Below are 16,908 nucleotides of genomic sequence, written 5' to 3'. Positions count from 1 at the left end.
GCCGGTATGGGTGGTGGTACAGGTACTGGTGGTGCACCAGTAGTTGCCGAAGTTGCAAAAGAACTCGGTATTCTGACTGTTGCGGTTGTGACCAAGCCATTTCCGTTTGAAGGTAAAAAACGTATGGCAGCGGCTGACACCGGTCTGAAGCAACTGGCTGAGCACGTCGACTCGCTGATTACAATTCCAAACGAAAAGTTACTCTCTGTACTTGGCAAAAACACTTCTCTGTTAGATGCTTTTAAAGAAGCTAACAACGTGTTGCTGGGTGCGGTTCAGGGCATTGCAGATCTGATTACCCGTCCGGGTATGATCAACGTCGACTTTGCCGACGTACGCACTGTTATGTCTGAAATGGGTCAGGCAATGATGGGTACCGGTTCAGCCAGTGGTGACAACCGCGCCCGTGAAGCCGCTGAGCGTGCCATTGGCAGCCCGCTGCTGGAAGATGTCGATTTCCGTGGTGCCCGCGGCATCCTGGTGAACGTCACCGCAGGTTTCGATCTGTCTCTGGGTGAATTCAGCGAAGTCGGCAGCGTGGTAGAAGAGTTTGCTTCTGATAACGCCACCGTTGTTGTTGGTACTGTTATCGACCCTGAGCTGTCCGATGAACTGCGCGTCACTGTTGTGGCCACAGGTCTCGGCCGTGCGGAAGAGGTTGAGGAACCAAAGCCAACGAAAGTGGTCGATAACACTGCACGTAAAGCAGATGGCACCACTGACTACAGTCAGCTGGATCGTCCAACGGTATCCCGTCAGTCAGGAAACGCCGCTAAGAAAGTCGATGTCGCAGATCGTCCGGATATGGACTACCTGGATATCCCGGCTTTCCTTCGTCGTCAGGCAGATTAAGCAGTGCGCTCTGGCGCATTGCTTAAATGCTGATATAATGCTGCCGGTTAAATTTGTATATAAATTGCACAGAATTGTCAGGTTTGCTAAATGATTCCACAACGTACGCTTAAAAATACAATCCGCGCTACCGGGGTTGGCCTCCATTCAGGTGAGAAGGTATATCTCACACTGAAGCCTGCACCTGTAAATACCGGGATTGTCTTCCGTCGTACGGATCTTGATCCGGTTGTGGATATTCCTGCGCATGCAGACAGCGTTGGTGAGACTACCCTGTCTACCACTCTGGTTAAGGATCATGCACGGGTTGATACCGTTGAGCACCTGCTGTCAGCTATGGCTGGTCTGGGCATTGATAATGCGATCGTTGAGCTCAGCGCGCAGGAAGTACCTATTATGGACGGCAGTTCTGGTCCGTTTGTATTCCTGCTGCAGTCTGCCGGTATTGCCGAGCAGGGGGCTCCGAAGCGCTTTATCCGTATCAAACGTAAAGTAGAAGTGAAAGAAGGCGACAAAATCGCTTCTTTTGTTCCTTACGAAGGTTTCAAAGTCAGTTTTGAGATTGATTTTGACCATCCGGTACTCAAACAGAGCGTTCAGAAAGCCAGTCTGGATTTTTCTTCCACGTCTTATGTTAAAGAAGTCAGCCGCGCCCGTACCTTCGGCTTCACAAAAGACCTGGAATACATGCGTTCCAAGAATCTGGCTCTGGGCGGCAGTGTGAAAAACGCCATCGTGGTTGATGAATACCGTGTTCTGAACGAAGACGGTCTGCGTTATGAAGACGAGTTCGTTAAGCACAAGATCCTCGACGCTGTCGGTGACCTGTACCTGCTTGGCCACAGTCTGATTGGCGAATACATCGGCTACAAATCCGGCCACGGCCTGAACAATAAGCTCCTGCGAGAGCTGTTTGCTCAGGAAGATGCCTGGGAATTTGTCGAGTTTCCGGAAGAAACCGCACCAATTTCCTACATCCGACCAGCCGCAGCCGGTTAACTTTTTGATACAAGATAGTTTTGGTGTATCCCCCAATGAAGGCCATAATTCCATTATGGCCTTTGTTTTTTATTGGCAGTCAGGTTATAACTGCCGATGAAGTACGGAGTGGCGGAAGCCCACCGGGAAGTGTAAGCGTATGAATATCATCATTGTTGGCAGAAAACACGGGGAGTCCAGGACCTACACCTTGGGGGCGTCAGCGCGCACCATGATGTTCGGTTTCCTGTTGGTTCTGCCGTTTGCCATGGGCGCCACCGGCTTCTGGCTGGCAGAGCGTCTCGCTGATGAAGGTATTCTTGACCCCAATGCCGCCAAGGCATGGGAACGCGATCTCAGTATGCAAAAGCAGGAGCTGCAGCAGATCCGCCGTCAGACGGATCAGGAGCTGGAAGCACTGACTCTCCGCCTTGCAGATCTGCAGGCAAAACTGCTGCGCCTTGATGCTCTGGGTGAGCGCCTTGTTGATATCTCAGCATTAAACTCCGAAGAATTCGATTTCAGCGTAGAGCCTGCCGTTGGTGGCCCTGCCGGTACTCTGGGTGAAGCCTACCGTTCACCAGAGATCAAAGAAGTGCTGAACGAGCTGGCCGAACGCATCGACAGCCGTGAGCAGCAGCTTGAAGTGCTGGACGACCTGATGTCCGCTAACAAGCTTAACGACGATACCTTTGTGGCTGGTCGTCCGATCACCAAAGGCTGGATGTCCTCCCGTTACGGTAAGCGTACCGATCCTTTCACCGGACGTCTGGCCTGGCATGCCGGGGTCGATTTCGCCGGTAAAATGGGCGCAGATATTGTCGCCGTGGCATCCGGTGTCGTTACCTGGTCTGGCCCGCGCTACGGCTATGGCAACCTGGTGGAAATCAATCATGGTAACGGTTACAAAACCCGTTATGCCCACTGTAAAGAGATTGAAGTCGCTGTTGGTGACGTCGTGCGTAAAGGCGATGTCGTAGCATTGATGGGCAGCACAGGTCGTTCGACCGGCCCTCACGTGCATTTTGAAGTCTACAAAAACGGCCGTACGGTCGATCCTGCCGCGTATATTCATCGCAAACCGCGATAATCTTTCTATTCAACACGCTTGTCATCATTCTGGGTTATAAGTAGCCTTTAGCACTTTGGCCCAGAGCCCTCTATTTGTCCCGGATAATGATAAAACCATGATTGGTAAACTCTTTCGAAAGATTTTTGGCAGTAAGAACAGCCGCGAACTGAAACGCATGGGCAAAATCGTCGCCCGTATTAATACTCAGGAAGAAGACATTAAGGCACTCAGCGATGATCAGCTGAAAGCCAAAAGTGATGAGTTCCGTCAGCGTATAGAAGGGGGAGAATCCCTCGACAGCATCCTCCCTGAAGCTTTTGCCGTATGCCGTGAAGCCAGTGTCCGGGTGATGGGCATGCGCCACTTCGATGTACAGATGATCGGTGGTATCGCTCTGCACGAAGGCCGTATTTCTGAGATGCGTACCGGTGAAGGTAAAACTCTGGTGGGTACTCTGCCGACCTATCTGAACGCACTGACCGGTAAGAGCGTGCACGTGGTGACGGTGAACGATTACCTGGCACGCCGTGATGCCAACTGGATGCGTCCTTTATATGAGTTTCTGGGTCTTACCGTCGGTATCGTGGTACCGGGCATGAACAATGTCGAGAAGCGTGAAGCCTACGCCGCTGACATCGTTTACGGTACCAACAACGAATTCGGTTTTGATTACCTGCGTGACAATATGGCGTTCTCGATCGAAGACAAAGTGCAGCGTGACCTGTACTTCGCCATCGTCGACGAGGTGGACTCCATTCTGATCGATGAAGCCCGTACACCACTGATTATCTCTGGCCCGGCGGAAGACAGCTCGGAAATGTACCGCGCGATTAACCTGCTGGTACCCAAGCTGGAGCAGGGCGAAGCCATCGACGGCGGTCAGGGTGGCGCAACCGGCCACTTTGTTGTTGACGAAAAACAGCGCTCCATTGAACTGACCGAAGAAGGTCACGAATTTGTTGAGCAGCTGCTGACTGAAGCCGGTATTCTGAAGGAAGGCGAAAGTCTGTACTCACCGACTAACCTGAATCTGCTGCACCACGTGCACGCGGCTCTGAAAGCTCACGCTGTGTACCAGAAAAACGTCGATTACATCGTGCAGAATGGGCAGATCGTGATCGTTGACGAACACACCGGCCGTACCATGCCGGGTCGTCGCTGGAGTGAAGGTCTGCATCAGGCGGTGGAAGCCAAAGAAGGCGTTCAGATTCAGGCAGAGAGTCAGACACTGGCCTCGACCACCTTCCAGAACTATTTCCGTCTGTATGAAAAGCTGGGCGGTATGACAGGTACTGCGGATACCGAAGCGTTCGAGTTTATGCAGATCTATAACCTGGATGTTGTGGTTATCCCGACCAACAAACAGGTACGCCGTATCGATTACAACGATGTGATCTATGCCACTCAGAAAGAAAAATATGACGCGGTCATCGAAGAAATCCGCGAAGTAACTGCGCAACAGCGTCCGGTGCTGGTGGGTACTGCTTCTATTGAAGCATCTGAGTATCTGTCGCAGCAGCTGACCAAAGCTAAGGTTCAGCACAACGTACTGAACGCCAAAGAGAACGCCCGCGAAGCACAGATTATTGCTGACGCAGGTCGCCCCGCTGCTGTGACCATCGCCACCAACATGGCCGGTCGTGGTACCGACATTATGCTGGGCGGTAACTGGGAAGCCGAAGTGGCTGCTCTGGAAGATCCGTCTGAAGAACAGATTGCCGCGATTAAGGCAGACTGGCAGAAGCGCCATGATCAGGTACTGGAAAACGGTGGTCTGCATATCATCGGTACCGAGCGTCATGAATCCCGCCGTATCGATAACCAGCTGCGTGGTCGTGCCGGTCGTCAGGGTGACCCGGGTTCTACCCGTTTCTTCCTGTCGCTGGAAGACAACCTGATGCGCATCTTTATGTCTGAGCGTATGCGCAGCATGATGCAGGCAATGGGTATGAAAGATGGCGAATCCATCGAGCACCGCATGGTGACTAACGCTGTCGAAAAAGCACAGCGTAAAGTGGAAGGCCGTAACTTCGATATCCGTAAGCAGTTGCTGGAATACGATGACGTTGCCAACGATCAGCGTCGTGCGGTTTACGGCCAGCGTAATGAGCTGATGGCGAAAGAGGATATTTCTGAAACCATTACTGCTATCCGTGCTGACGTGGTGAACGAAGCCATTGATGACTTTATTCCACCACAGAGCCTTGTCGAGCAGTGGGATGTTGAAGGTCTTGAGAAACACCTGAAAGCCGAATTTGATATCGAACTGCCGGTTCAGCAATGGCTGGATAACGAAGACAAACTGTACGAAGAAACTCTGCGTGAGCGTATTCTGGAAGAGATTCAGAAAGCCTACGAAGAGAAAGAAGCCGCAGCGGGCAGCAAAGCCCTGCGTATGTTTGAAAAGCAGATTATGCTGCAGGTACTCGACAACCTGTGGAAAGAGCACCTGGCCACTATGGATCACCTGCGTCAGGGTATTCACCTGCGCGGCTATGGTCAGAAGAACCCGAAACAGGAATACAAGCGCGAATCCTTTGGCCTGTTCGAAGCTTTGCTGGGCAATATCAAACGTGAAACCATCCGCGTACTGTCCCACGTGAAAGTGCGTCAGGAAGAAGAAGTCCGTGAAATGGAAGAACAGCGTCGTGCAGCCGCAGAAGCACAGGCTGAGCGCGCCCAGTATCAGCATGAAGCCGCTGAGTCTATGGCTGGTGAAGCACCTGAAGGTGCAGAGACAGATGATCAGGCAGAACCTTTTGTCCGTGATGAACGCAAGGTAGGCCGTAACGAACCATGTCCGTGTGGTTCAGGTAAAAAATACAAGCATTGCCATGGCAAGCTTTCCTGAGGTAGCAGAAGAAAATGGCCGTTAACTTTACAGTTTTTGAAGACTTTAAAGCAGTTGATGGTGTGCGGCTGGGCGTCGCTCAGTCGCATGTGCGTTACGCTAATCGTGACGATATGGTTGTTATCGAGCTGGCGGAAGGCACCAACGTGGCGGGTGTTTTTACCACCAACGCCTTCTGTGCAGCGCCGGTACAGATCTGTAAACAGCATCTCTCCGCTTCTGCGCAGCCGCGCTACCTGCTGATTAATACCGGTAATGCCAACGCCGGTACCGGTAAATCCGGTTATGGCAATGCGGTTAAGAGCTGTGAACTGATGGCTGAAAAAGGCAGTTGCGCTGCTGATTCGGTACTGCCATTTTCAACCGGCGTTATCGGTGAGCCGCTGAATATGCCGGCGTTTGAACGTGGTATTCCTGCAGCGCTGGAAAACCTCAGTGCAGATAACTGGGCCCGTGCTGCAAAAGGCATTATGACCACAGACACGCTGCCAAAAGGTTTCAGCAAGCAGGCTGATATCGCTGGCAGCACGGTAACGGTCACCGGTATTTCCAAAGGTGCCGGTATGATTATGCCGAACATGGCGACCATGCTTGGCTTTATCGCTACTGACGCCGGTGTGGCAGCTGATGTGCTGCAGGCCTGGTGTAAAGAGCTGGCGGACTGCTCATTCAATCGCATTACCATTGATGGCGATACTTCCACTAACGATTCCTGCATGCTGATGGCGACCGGTAAATCCGGCGTGATGATTACGGATGCAGCGTCAGCGGAAGGTCAGCAGGTGTTTGCGCTGCTGAAAGAAGCCTTCCAGATTCTGGCTCAGGCCATTGTCCGTGACGGTGAAGGTGCGACCAAGTTCGTTACTATCCGTGTGGAAAGTGCAGCAGCACAGAAAGAAGCGCTTGATGTGGCTTATACCGTGGCTCACTCACCTCTGGTGAAAACTGCGATGTTTGCTTCCGATGCTAACTGGGGCCGAATTCTGGCAGCGGTTGGCCGCAGTGGTGTACAGAATTTTGACCTGGATAAAGTGCAGATTTATCTGGAAGACGTGCAGATCGTTGAAGACGGTGGCCGTTGTGATTCTTACACCGAAGCTGCCGGTGCTGCGATTTTCAAACAGAGCGAATTCACTATCCGTATTCAGTTAGGACGTGGTGATGTGACGGAACAGCTGTGGACCACAGACCTGTCGCACGAATACGTTACGATCAATGCTGATTACCGTTCCTGATGGTCGCTTCTGAGTTATGAAGGTTGTGCACGTAGCCGTCGCTGTCATCGTGGTTAATGACAGCGACATACTGATTGCCCGCCGCCCCGATGACAAACATCAGGGTGGCAAATGGGAATTCCCCGGCGGCAAAGTTGAAGCAGGTGAAAGTACTGCGGCGGCTCTGGTGCGTGAGCTGGATGAAGAAGTGGCGTTAAAAGTCACGGAAGATCAGATCAGCCCACTGATGGAAATTCCGTTCAATTATCCTGATAAAAGCGTACTGCTGGACGTTTGCTGGGTTCATACCAATATGAATGATGCAATTACCGCCCACGGTGCGGAAGGGCAGGAGGCCCGCTGGGTATCTTTTACCCGGTTGCAGGATTTTGAATTTCCTGAGGCCAATCAGCCTATCATTGAGGCTGTTATAAAAGCGCTGAGCTAAAACGCACTGAGCGGATGGCCAATCTGCAGGTGCTCTCTGCTGAACACCTGCACTTCCCTGAATTTCTCTTCTTCAGCGTTTCCCGTCTTTAGTGTTTTCGAGCGTTTTCGTTAGCGGGCGCCGCCGGGCTTAATCCCGGGCAAAATTGAGAAATGGCCACACCATCAGACCAATCACAATCACCACCGACAGAATCACCAGAATCAGATCGGCCGGGCGCTCCCGGGCGCGCTGCAAAAAAGTTTCCTGCTCACCGTTTTCTTCCAGTTGGCGATATTCTTCCTGCAGGCGCTCGCTGCGCTGTTGCTGATAATCATCAAGCATGGCCCGGGCCTGCTCATAATCATCGTCGTGGCGCAGCCAGATGGCTGCTACCGATACGCGCCAGCGACCGGCATTGGTTTCGTAATACTCGAGCCCTGCTTCGTCCAGTAAGGCGCGCACATCGTCGGCTTCGTCATCTTCGACCTGATTCAGGCGGAACAGTAATTTAGCCATAGAGGTGATTCCGTGAGCGGTATTTTTTCAGGCCGGCGAGTACAAAGGCCAGTAAAGTCAGCGCGTATAACGGCCATAAATTCACTAGCATATACGGCGTGCTGCCCTCGCGCATCTGTGCTGTACCGGTCAGGGTCGCACGCTGTTCATAGGGCAGGCGCGAGAGGATATTGCCTTTATTATCCACCAGAGCGGTGATACCGGTATTGGTGGCGCGCAGTATATAGCGGCCGGTTTCCAGCGCACGCATCTGTGCCAGTGCCATATGCTGCTTTGGCCCGAGAGAATCACCAAACCAGGCATCGTTGCTGACGGTGACTAACAGGTCAGCATTTTTGGCCATGCTGGTGACTAATTGCGGGTAAGCAATTTCATAGCAGATGTAAGGAGCGACCAGATAGAGCTGCTCGTCCTCAGCAGTTTTTTTGCCCACTTTCAATAATTGCTGATCAGGTTTGCCCGCCAGAAAGCTCGACATATCCAGATCAAAGAAAGGGATCAGGCCGCGGATCAGATCTTCCAGTGGCACGTATTCACCAAAGGGAACCAGGCGCTGTTTGTGGTATATGCCCTGGCCATAACCAAAAGCAATCACGCTGTTGTGGAATTTACCGGCCAGCTCGCTGCCGCGCGGATGGCGATAGGGAATGCCGGTAATGATGGTGGTATGTGTGCCCAGTGCTTCCGCCTGCAGTTCTTCCTGATAGGGCTGAAACTGATCATACAGCAGTGTCATGGCGGTTTCCGGCCACAGAATCAGATCGGCATCCCAGTGGTCACTGGTCTGCTGGTAATAGGCATTAATGGTCGGGCTGATCATTTCCCGTTTCCATTTGTCATCCTGAGGAATGTTGCCCTGAACTGCGGCTACTTTCATCTCTCCGACCGGGGTGGTCCAGTCAAAGGATTGCAGGGCCAGACCAACAGGCCACAGCAGTAACATCAGCAGCCATTTGGGTTTACGGCTGCTGATCAGCATCCATACACTGGTGACCGTAAGCAGCAGAATGACCGAGATGCCATAGCTGCCGATGACAGGTGCCCAGCCAGATAGCCAGCTGAACAGGTGACCATCACCGGCGAACAGCCAGGGGAAGCCGGTAAGGAACCAGCTGCGCAGCCACTCCTGCAGAAACCAGAACACGGGGATCGTCAGCCAGGCATGGTGCTGACCGAACAGGGCATAGCGCAGGCTGAAAACCATGGCCGGGAAGAAGGCGAGGAAGGCGGCGAAAATGCCGACCATCGGGATCGCCAGAAACGCCGGCGTACCGCCATGATCATGGATGCTGACGTAAACCCAGGAGATGCCGACACTGAACATGCCGAAGCTGTATAGCCAGCAACGCCAGAAAGCACTGCGGGATGACTGGGTGGTAAACTGACCGTGGGCAAAGATCAGCAGGCTGATCAGGCCCACCGGCCAATAAAAGAAAGGCGCCAATGCCAGCGGAAAGGCGGCACCGGCAATCAGTTGCAGGATGGGCATCCAGAATGTCATGTCAGATTCCGTCAGGCGACGCGGCGAAGGCTCACCCTGTCAAAGTGTTGATTGTTACTCTGTGGCGGTAACTTCCAGCAGATTAATCTGACGGCTGGTACCGTTGACCACTTTGAACTGCCAGTTATCGATGCGGATATGCTCGTTGCATTCCGGCACGCGGCCAAAGTGGTGGATAACAATACCGCCGATGGTATCGAATTCATCACTCGGGAAACCGGCATCAAAGTGCTCATTGAAGTCTTCGATCGGCGTCAGGGCTTTCACCATGATGATGCCGTCTTCCACTTCCTTGATCATGCTGTCTTCTTCGTCGTAATCGTGTTCGTCTTCGATTTCACCGACGATCTGCTCGAGCACGTCTTCGATGGTTACCAGACCAGCGACACTGCCGAATTCATCCACCACAATCGCCATATGGTTACGGGTGGCGCGGAACTCCCGCAGCAACACATTCAGGCGTTTGCTTTCCGGCACAAAAGTGGTCGGACGCAGGATTTCTTTCAGTGTGAATTGTTCACGATCATCGTTAAGAATTAATGGCAGCAGGTCTTTGGCCAGCATAATGCCAATAACCTCATCCGGGCCTTCCCCCATCACCGGGAAGCGCGAGTGAGCAGAATCGATAATCTTGGGGAGATAATCTTTCAGGGGTTCGTCGATATGGATCGACGTCATCTGGGAGCGGGGGATCATAATATCCCGTACCTGCATTTCTGATACCTGCAGGGCACCTTCCAGAATGTTGAGGGTATCGCTGTCGACGATGGCTCGTTCGGCAGCTTCCCGTAATATGATTTTGATGTCCTGACGGCTTTGCGGGTCGTCAGAGAACAGGTCAGTCAATCTTTCCAGCCAGGTTTTGTGCTGGCCCGATCGGTCTTCGCTCATTTTTCCTCATCCAGGTATGGATCCGGGTATCCCAGAGAAGCAAGAATCTGCCGCTCGAGGTCTTCCATTATTTCAGCTTCATCGTCCTTTATATGGTCGTACCCGAGCAAATGCAAGCAGCCGTGCACAACCATGTGGGCCCAGTGAGCGTCAGTGGTTTTATCCTGTTCAATGGCTTCCTGCTGTACCACCGCCGCACAGATGATCAGATCACCCAGCAGTTCCAGCGGTACTTCAGGCGGAGCTTCGAAGGGAAAAGACAGCACGTTGGTGGGTTTGTCCTTGCCACGGTATTCACTGTTCAGCTCCTGACTCTCTTCCGGGGCGACCAGACGGATGGTCATCTCCGGTTCTTCAAACTCTGTGCGGCCGGCGAGGGCGGCTTCCGCCCATTGCTGCAGCTGCTCTTCAGACGGCAGAAAGTCAGCGAAATCATCAAGCTCTTCGGCCAGCTGGACATCCAGCATCAGATTCATGATGCAGCATCCTCATCGTCGGCATCGCGGTTGCGGGCAGTCAGCATGGCAGCTTTGCGCTCTTCCTGCTGCTTCTGCTCTTTTTCATCGAATTTGTCGTAGGCATCGACAATGCGCTGCACCAGTGGGTGGCGCACCACGTCGGCATTGTTAAAGCGGGTGACACCGATACCCGGAACACCATCCAGCACTTCCAGACCGTGCTTCAGGCCGGAATACACGCCGCGGGGCAGGTCGACCTGAGTAACGTCACCTGTGATCACGGCTTTGGAGCCGAAACCAACCCGGGTGAGGAACATCTTCATCTGCTCTTTGGTGGTGTTCTGGGACTCGTCCAGAATCACGAACGAGTGGCTCAGAGTACGGCCACGCATGTAGGCCAGCGGTGCAATTTCGATAACGTTGCGTTCAATCAGGCGGCCAACCTGTTCAAAGCCGAGCATTTCATACAGGGCGTCGTACAGCGGGCGCAGATAAGGATCGATTTTTTGTGCCAGGTCGCCGGGCAGGAAGCCCAGTTTTTCACCGGCTTCGACCGCCGGACGCACCAGCAGAATGCGTTTTACTTCGTCACGCTGCAGGGCTTCAACCGCCGCTGCTACGGCAAGGAAGGTTTTACCGGTACCGGCTGGGCCGACACCAAAGTTGATATCGAATTCACGTACGCGCTGCAGGTATTCCAGCTGATGCGGGCCACGCGGTTTGAAGGTACCGCCCGGGGTTTTGATGGCACGCGAATCGTAATCGTGTTTTTTGCCGCCGGCGGCATCCTCGGAGCCTTCTTCCTGCAGAAACAGGTGAATCAGATCCGGTGTGATCAGGGTGCCGTTACCGGTTTCACGGTACAGGCGCTGAATCAGATGGGCCGCACGTTCACCGAGTTTGAGATTGCCTTCCACGGTGAATTTGGCACCGCGGTTGAAAATGGTCAGCTGATAATAATCGGCAATCTGTTCGATGTGGCTGTCGAAATGGCCACAGAGGTTGGCCAGACGCTGTGCATCGTCCGGCTCCAGGGTAAAGCTGTGGCTGTGTGTCGCTGTGGTTTGTTCGGTTTTCTGTTCGTCGGTCAAAAAGACACTCCGTTGGGCTGTCTGCCCGTATATGTTTTACCCGTTTCAGTAGGCCAGTTCGGGGTTCAGCAGCAGGCCTCTGAGACTGTTCGGATACGCATCTTCAATACGCACCTTAACGAATTTACCAATCAGGCCGTGATCATCGGCTTTGAAGTTTACCACCCGGTTGTTCTCAGTACGGCCCTGCAGTTCGCCGGGATCTTTACGAGAAACACCGGTAACCAGAATGGTTTCTTCACGGCCCACCATGCGGCGGCTGATCTGTTGCGCATGCTGCACGATACGTGCCTGAAGGATCTGCAGACGCTGCTTCTTCACTTCTTCCGGGGTGTCGTCTTCCAGCGCGGAAGCCGGCGTGCCAGGACGTGGGCTGTAAATAAAGCTGAAGGACACGTCAAAACCGATCTGGTTGATCAGATTCATGGTGTCTTCGAAATCTTCGTCGGTTTCACCCGGGAAGCCGACAATAAAATCAGAGGAAATCGAAATATCTGGGCGCAGTTTGCGGATGCGTTCAATCTTGTCGATGTACATATCGATTTCGTGGCCGCGTTTCATGGCGGACAGAATGCGGTTGGAGCCGCTCTGTACCGGCAGGTGCAGATGGCTGACCAGCTCTGGTACCTGAGCGTACACATCGATCAGGCTGTCACTGAACTCCAGCGGATGCGAGGTGGTAAAGCGGATACGGTCGATACCGTCGATGTCGGCTACTTCGGTAATCAGTTCAGCCAGATCTGCAATGTCGCCATCTGAGGTGGCACCGCGATAAGCATTCACGTTCTGACCCAGCAGGTTCACTTCACGCACGCCCTGATCGGCCAGACTCTGCACTTCTTTCAGTACATCGGCCAGCGGACGGCTGACTTCTTCACCACGGGTGTAAGGTACAACGCAGAAGGTACAGTACTTGGAGCAGCCTTCCATAATGGAAACAAAGGCACTGCAGCCTTCCACTTTTGGCGCTGGCAGGTGGTCGAACTTTTCGATTTCCGGGAAGGTGACATCCACCACCTGAATGGCGTTAGCGGACTTATCCACCATATCCGGCAGGCGGTGCAGGGTCTGCGGACCAAATACCATATCGACAAACGGCGCGCGCTTGATGATGGCATCGCCTTCCTGAGAGGCAACACAGCCACCAACGCCGATCTTCAGATTCGGGTTCTTGGCTTTCAGAGGCTTCCAGCGCCCCAGTTCATGGAACACCTTTTCCTGCGCTTTTTCACGGATGGAGCAGGTGTTCAGCAGGATAACGTCGGCTTCTTCCGGGTTATCCGTGATCTCCATTTTATGACTCTCGCCCAGCATGTCCGCCATACGCGACGAGTCGTACTCGTTCATCTGGCAACCGTGGGTTTTGATGTAGAGTTTCTTTACCTGATCAGTCATAAAGGGCTTACTGTCCGCCGGATTCAAAAGGGGCGGCATTATACTGCTTCTGCTTACTTTCTCGCCAGTATTCAGCCGGTTTGTCGTGCTATAATTCGCCCCCTTTTATGTATGTGATTGCGGAAAGATGAGCAGCAAAGACAAACCCGAACCAATTTACCGAATCGTTTATCAGCAGCAGGCGGAGGTGTGTGAGATCTACGCACGGTACCTCTACCAGAGCGATCTGTACGGTTTTGTTGAGCTGGAAGAACTGATTTTTGGTGAAAAATCCAATCTGGTGGTGGATCCGGGCGAAGAAAAACTGAAGGCAACCTTTGCCGGGGTGAAACGCACTTTTATTCCTATGCACACAGTCATCCGCATTGATGAGGTGGAAGCAGTCGGTACGCCCAAAGTGTCTGATCTGCCGGAGCCGGAGCTGAAATCCAACGTCAGCCACTTTCCGCGCTCTTTTCTGCCACCACGTCCGGAAGAAGACTGAAGCCAGGGGAACCTACTTCTGAGCGGAAACAGAAAGCCCGGCAATGCCGGGCTTTTTCATGTCTGCAGTCTCTGGCTGTGCCTTACTTGCTGCGCATCAGTTCTTCCACGGATTTGGCGTATTCGCTGGCCTGCTGATCCAGTGGCAGGTGGCGGATGTCTTCATGCTTGAGAGCCGTGCTGATGCGGTACAGCCAGCGTTCCATCTTCAGCGAGATGGCTTCGGCATCGTCTTTACCGGCATCGAGAATCTGGTTGGTGAGGTCGGTGATTACTTCCGCATGCTGCGCGGCTTTGGTCGCCTCTACTGTGACGCGGGCGATTGCGCCTTTGGCACGCGGTGTTTTGCTGATCAGCGCCTGGGCTTCCAGCAGGGATTTCTGTGCAGTTTCCCAGCTGATGGGCGCTACATCGGCACCGCCTTTGTTTTTAACCCGGGTGAGCAGGTCTTTGACCGGTTTCAGCTGAATGTATTCGATGGTGTTCACTTCAACCTGGTGCATACGGGCCAGCAGGGCTTTCTGCCCGCTCTCTGCTTTCAGTGTCTGCTGGTCTTCCATCAGGCTCATAACCCCGGTCAGGGATTCTTCCACGTCGGCAAAATCCGTCGGGAAGTACTGGTCAGCCTTGATGTCTTTGAGCACCTGCAGGTGGTCATAAGACGGCTTCAGCTGGCGCAGGATGTCTTTTTTTACCGCAAGGCCTGCTTCCAGGGTTTTTAACGACGTCATGGCAACGGTTTTGACTTCACCATCGGATTTGCCACTGGTCAGCATGTCCTGCGCCTTCAGCAGGCTCTTTTCCGCTTCTGCCAGATGGCGCGGAGCGTAGTAGGACAGATTTTCGCTGCGACCCAGTTCCAGTTTCGACTGAGCGTGCTGGATCGTTCGTGACGCCGATTCATCTGCCATCGCTGCATCCCGTTTGGCTTCCTGAGCAATCGCATCGTAATTTACAACTTTGCTGGCGCAGCCACTCAGTGCCAGCATCCCCAATCCTGCCAGCAGCCCTTTTTTCAGCGACGGAGTCATGAACTTCCCCTGTATTTATGTTTCTGTTGTTAATAATGCCGGATATTAACATCAAAAAATGACACGAATGAATGATATGGCGCGTTTAATAACCCTTCTGGGGAGCTCTTCGGAGAATCTCAACCCGGGTTCCACTTTGTCCGCTCTGCGCCCCGTGCGATAGCCGCGGGTGCTTGTGTCCGTCATATAGCCCTGCTATATATCGTAGAACGCTCAGTGCAAAGGAGGAATCTCAGACAGTCGTCACACACGTACCACCCTGTTTGGTTAATACGGAGAATTCTCATGAACGCAGAGATGCAACCCCTGTTCTGGCGCATCAGCGATCAGGATAAAAGTGGCTTTGAAGCAGTCAGCCTGCTGATGCCGGCTGGTATGGCCGGAGAGGAGTCAGCAGAGTTTCCTACCGAAGTGTGCTTCCGCTCTAACCGCAGCAGTACTCACCCCGTGGACCTTCGCTGGTCCGAAGAAGATTCCGATCTGTTTATGAATCTGCTTGATCGTCTGATGGATGCTGACGATGGGGAAGACATTGAAGTCGATTTAAGTGACAACGTGATTCAGGGTATCGTCCAGCTGGTCGCGCTGGCGCGGTTTAAAACACCCTGGCCAACTGATGAGATAACCGGAGAAGACATCATTACCGAACGTGAAGAGCTGGAAATAGGGGACCTTGTCGCCCTGAACACCAGTTTTGGCTACGCTCTGGCAGTGATTGTCGGCATAGATTCCATCGACGCCACCTGCGTGCTGATGGACAGCCTGATGAAAAATAATGAACTGCAGATACCCGATCACAGTCTGCTGGTGATTAACCGCCACTGTGTACTGCCGGCCGCGTTCGCGGACTCAGATACCGGGGAGGATGCTGTTTTTCACTGAGCCTGCACTGCCCCGGATAACGGCCGGGCAGTCAGCTCAATGCCAGTCACCGTTACTTAAGCGTGACGGTGGCTGTTTTTGCGGTTACGGCTCAGGTGCGTCAGCACTTCGTAAAACGCAATTGAAGATTTTTTGCCGCTGGCGTGAACCTGGGCGCCAGCAGTTTGGGTACGTTGTTCAGCGTAACCAGCAGACAGAGTGTCGATTTTTTTTGCAGTTGCCATCTTTCCCACCTCGTTATGAGTGAATGTTCATTCAGTATTTTTTTAAATAAAAACGCCGGACTGCGTCTGTTGCTTAAGCCTTGATGGCATCCCAGCACAGCGTGATCAGGTCGTTAGCGTTTACTTCGGTCTTAAAGGTACCTGGCGTCAGGTGCTGTTTACGGCACATGGTCATCAGCGCACCAAGGGTCATGGTTGCCAGAACTTCGTCCGGCAAATTCTTAATCAGCTGCTCTTTGCGGCCTTCTTCCAGCAGTTCCTGAACCGGCCCCTGCAGGCACTGCAGAGAAACCTGCCGATGATTTTCACAGATGGCCGGTGATGAACCCAGTTGCTCCATCAGGGCGCGTGTTTGCGGGTTTTCCCGCATCCAGTGGTAGAAATTGCCCCAGTAAACAAAGAAACGCTGCTTAATACCGGCGTTTTTGTCGTAATCCTTAAGGCAGGCTTCAGCCACATCAGCAGCCACTTCGGCAAAAAGCTCGCGCACGAGTTCCTCTTTGGTCTCGAAGTAACGGTAAATCGTTCCGGCGCCGCAACCTGCGTGTTTGGCCACCATAGACATGGGGCAGGACTGAAGGCCGTGTTCGGCAATCAGTTCAGCGGTTGCTGCAAGAATTTGTTGTCGCTTATCCATAGTTATCAAGTATCGGACTGAATGTTCATTCTGCTCCTTATCTTGCGCTACATCAATGTTTTACTGTTGGTAAAACTGCAACAGTCTGTTGGGGGACTTGCATCAGAATGAAAAAAAGCACCACAAGGGCGCTTTCCGGTAACGCGGGTCTGAGATCAGACGTTGAAACGGAAGTGGATAACGTCGCCATCTTTGACGATGTACTCTTTACCTTCCAGGCGCCATTTACCGGCTTCTTTGGCACCGTTCTCGCCTTTGTACTGGATGAAGTCATCGTAACTGACCACTTCTGCACGGATAAAGCCGCGTTCAAAGTCGGTATGAATGGCTGCGGCAGCGCGGGGAGCGGTCGCACCCACTTTGGTCGTCCAGGCGCGGACTTCTTTTACCCCGGCGGTAAAA

The 16,908-nt window shown here is 53.0% G+C and carries 18 protein-coding genes; 8 read left to right on the top strand and 10 right to left on the bottom strand.

Annotated elements, in window-relative coordinates:
* From ftsZ to mutT, 6 genes are all read left to right on the top strand, one after another.
* A partial coding sequence (ftsZ, locus tag B2Z72_RS12420) for a cell division protein FtsZ (RefSeq protein WP_297004946.1) occupies positions 1-852 on the top strand: 852 nt, incomplete at its 5' end.
* 90 nt (positions 853-942) lie between these two features.
* Positions 943-1,851: a UDP-3-O-acyl-N-acetylglucosamine deacetylase gene (gene lpxC / locus B2Z72_RS12415; protein WP_296985682.1), complete on the top strand. Its 909-nt coding sequence runs from the start codon at positions 943-945 to the stop codon at positions 1,849-1,851.
* A 139-nt stretch (positions 1,852-1,990) separates the two neighbouring features.
* Positions 1,991-2,920: a M23 family metallopeptidase gene (locus B2Z72_RS12410; protein WP_296985680.1), complete on the top strand. Its 930-nt coding sequence runs from the start codon at positions 1,991-1,993 to the stop codon at positions 2,918-2,920.
* Positions 2,921-3,017: 97 nt separating this feature from the next.
* Positions 3,018-5,753 (top strand): preprotein translocase subunit SecA, encoded by a 2,736-nt coding sequence (gene secA / locus B2Z72_RS12405; RefSeq protein ID WP_296985678.1) that lies wholly within the window; start codon positions 3,018-3,020, stop codon positions 5,751-5,753.
* A 14-nt stretch (positions 5,754-5,767) separates the two neighbouring features.
* The gene (gene argJ / locus B2Z72_RS12400; protein WP_296985676.1) at positions 5,768-6,988 is read left to right on the top strand and encodes a bifunctional glutamate N-acetyltransferase/amino-acid acetyltransferase ArgJ; all 1,221 of its coding nucleotides are present in this window, start codon (positions 5,768-5,770) and stop codon (positions 6,986-6,988) included.
* A gap of 16 nt (positions 6,989-7,004) precedes the next feature.
* Positions 7,005-7,415, top strand: a complete 411-nt coding sequence (gene mutT, locus B2Z72_RS12395) for an 8-oxo-dGTP diphosphatase MutT (RefSeq protein WP_296985672.1) — start codon at positions 7,005-7,007, stop codon at positions 7,413-7,415.
* A gap of 129 nt (positions 7,416-7,544) precedes the next feature.
* Here mutT and B2Z72_RS12390 read toward each other — a convergent pair whose 3' ends face one another.
* The 6 genes from B2Z72_RS12390 to miaB are packed head-to-tail and all read right to left on the bottom strand — an operon-like array spanning position 7,545 to position 13,249.
* Positions 7,545-7,913 (bottom strand): DUF6164 family protein, encoded by a 369-nt coding sequence (locus tag B2Z72_RS12390; RefSeq protein ID WP_296985669.1) that lies wholly within the window; start codon positions 7,911-7,913, stop codon positions 7,545-7,547.
* Positions 7,906-9,414, bottom strand: coding sequence for an apolipoprotein N-acyltransferase (gene lnt / locus B2Z72_RS12385; RefSeq protein ID WP_296985667.1), 1,509 nt, complete (start codon positions 9,412-9,414; stop codon positions 7,906-7,908). The genes B2Z72_RS12390 and lnt overlap by 8 nt, the downstream gene beginning before the upstream one ends.
* Before the next feature lie 54 nt (positions 9,415-9,468).
* A complete protein-coding gene (locus tag B2Z72_RS12380; RefSeq protein ID WP_296985664.1) occupies positions 9,469-10,305 on the bottom strand; it encodes an HlyC/CorC family transporter in 837 nt (278 codons plus the stop codon).
* Complete coding sequence (gene ybeY, locus B2Z72_RS12375; protein WP_296985663.1) at positions 10,302-10,781, bottom strand: rRNA maturation RNase YbeY; 480 nt, start codon at positions 10,779-10,781, stop codon at positions 10,302-10,304. Before ybeY ends, B2Z72_RS12380 begins: the two co-directional genes overlap by 4 nt.
* Entirely contained in the window at positions 10,778-11,854 is a 1,077-nt protein-coding gene (locus B2Z72_RS12370) for a PhoH family protein (RefSeq protein WP_296985660.1), read from the bottom strand. The genes ybeY and B2Z72_RS12370 overlap by 4 nt, the downstream gene beginning before the upstream one ends.
* A gap of 45 nt (positions 11,855-11,899) precedes the next feature.
* Complete coding sequence (gene miaB, locus B2Z72_RS12365; RefSeq protein ID WP_296985657.1) at positions 11,900-13,249, bottom strand: tRNA (N6-isopentenyl adenosine(37)-C2)-methylthiotransferase MiaB; 1,350 nt, start codon at positions 13,247-13,249, stop codon at positions 11,900-11,902.
* Between the two features lie 127 nt (positions 13,250-13,376).
* Here miaB and B2Z72_RS12360 point away from each other — a divergent pair, with 127 nt between their 5' ends.
* Positions 13,377-13,733 carry a DUF1820 family protein gene (locus B2Z72_RS12360; protein WP_296985655.1) on the top strand — a complete coding sequence of 119 codons (357 nt, stop codon included), beginning with the start codon at positions 13,377-13,379 and terminating at the stop codon, positions 13,731-13,733.
* 82 nt (positions 13,734-13,815) lie between these two features.
* Here B2Z72_RS12360 and B2Z72_RS12355 read toward each other — a convergent pair whose 3' ends face one another.
* Positions 13,816-14,763 carry a hypothetical protein gene (locus B2Z72_RS12355; RefSeq protein WP_296985654.1) on the bottom strand — a complete coding sequence of 316 codons (948 nt, stop codon included), beginning with the start codon at positions 14,761-14,763 and terminating at the stop codon, positions 13,816-13,818.
* A 285-nt stretch (positions 14,764-15,048) separates the two neighbouring features.
* On the opposite strand from B2Z72_RS12355, the gene B2Z72_RS12350 reads away from it, so the two are divergent.
* Positions 15,049-15,645: a hypothetical protein gene (locus B2Z72_RS12350; protein ID WP_296985652.1), complete on the top strand. Its 597-nt coding sequence runs from the start codon at positions 15,049-15,051 to the stop codon at positions 15,643-15,645.
* A gap of 56 nt (positions 15,646-15,701) precedes the next feature.
* On the opposite strand, the gene B2Z72_RS12345 is transcribed toward B2Z72_RS12350, so the two are convergent.
* From B2Z72_RS12345 to B2Z72_RS12335, 3 genes are all read right to left on the bottom strand, one after another.
* Positions 15,702-15,869: a hypothetical protein gene (locus B2Z72_RS12345; protein WP_296985650.1), complete on the bottom strand. Its 168-nt coding sequence runs from the start codon at positions 15,867-15,869 to the stop codon at positions 15,702-15,704.
* Positions 15,870-15,942: 73 nt separating this feature from the next.
* The gene (locus tag B2Z72_RS12340; protein WP_296985649.1) at positions 15,943-16,506 is read right to left on the bottom strand and encodes a TetR/AcrR family transcriptional regulator; all 564 of its coding nucleotides are present in this window, start codon (positions 16,504-16,506) and stop codon (positions 15,943-15,945) included.
* Between the two features lie 155 nt (positions 16,507-16,661).
* The coding region (locus B2Z72_RS12335) for a DUF933 domain-containing protein (protein ID WP_297004943.1) at positions 16,662-16,908 on the bottom strand (247 nt) is incomplete at its 5' end.

The organism is Thalassolituus sp. UBA6592, assembly GCF_002433655.1.
GTDB lineage: Bacteria > Pseudomonadota > Gammaproteobacteria > Pseudomonadales > Oceanobacteraceae > Venatoribacter.
Note: the sequence above shows the minus strand (reverse complement) of the source record. Positions and strands in the feature narration are given on the sequence as shown.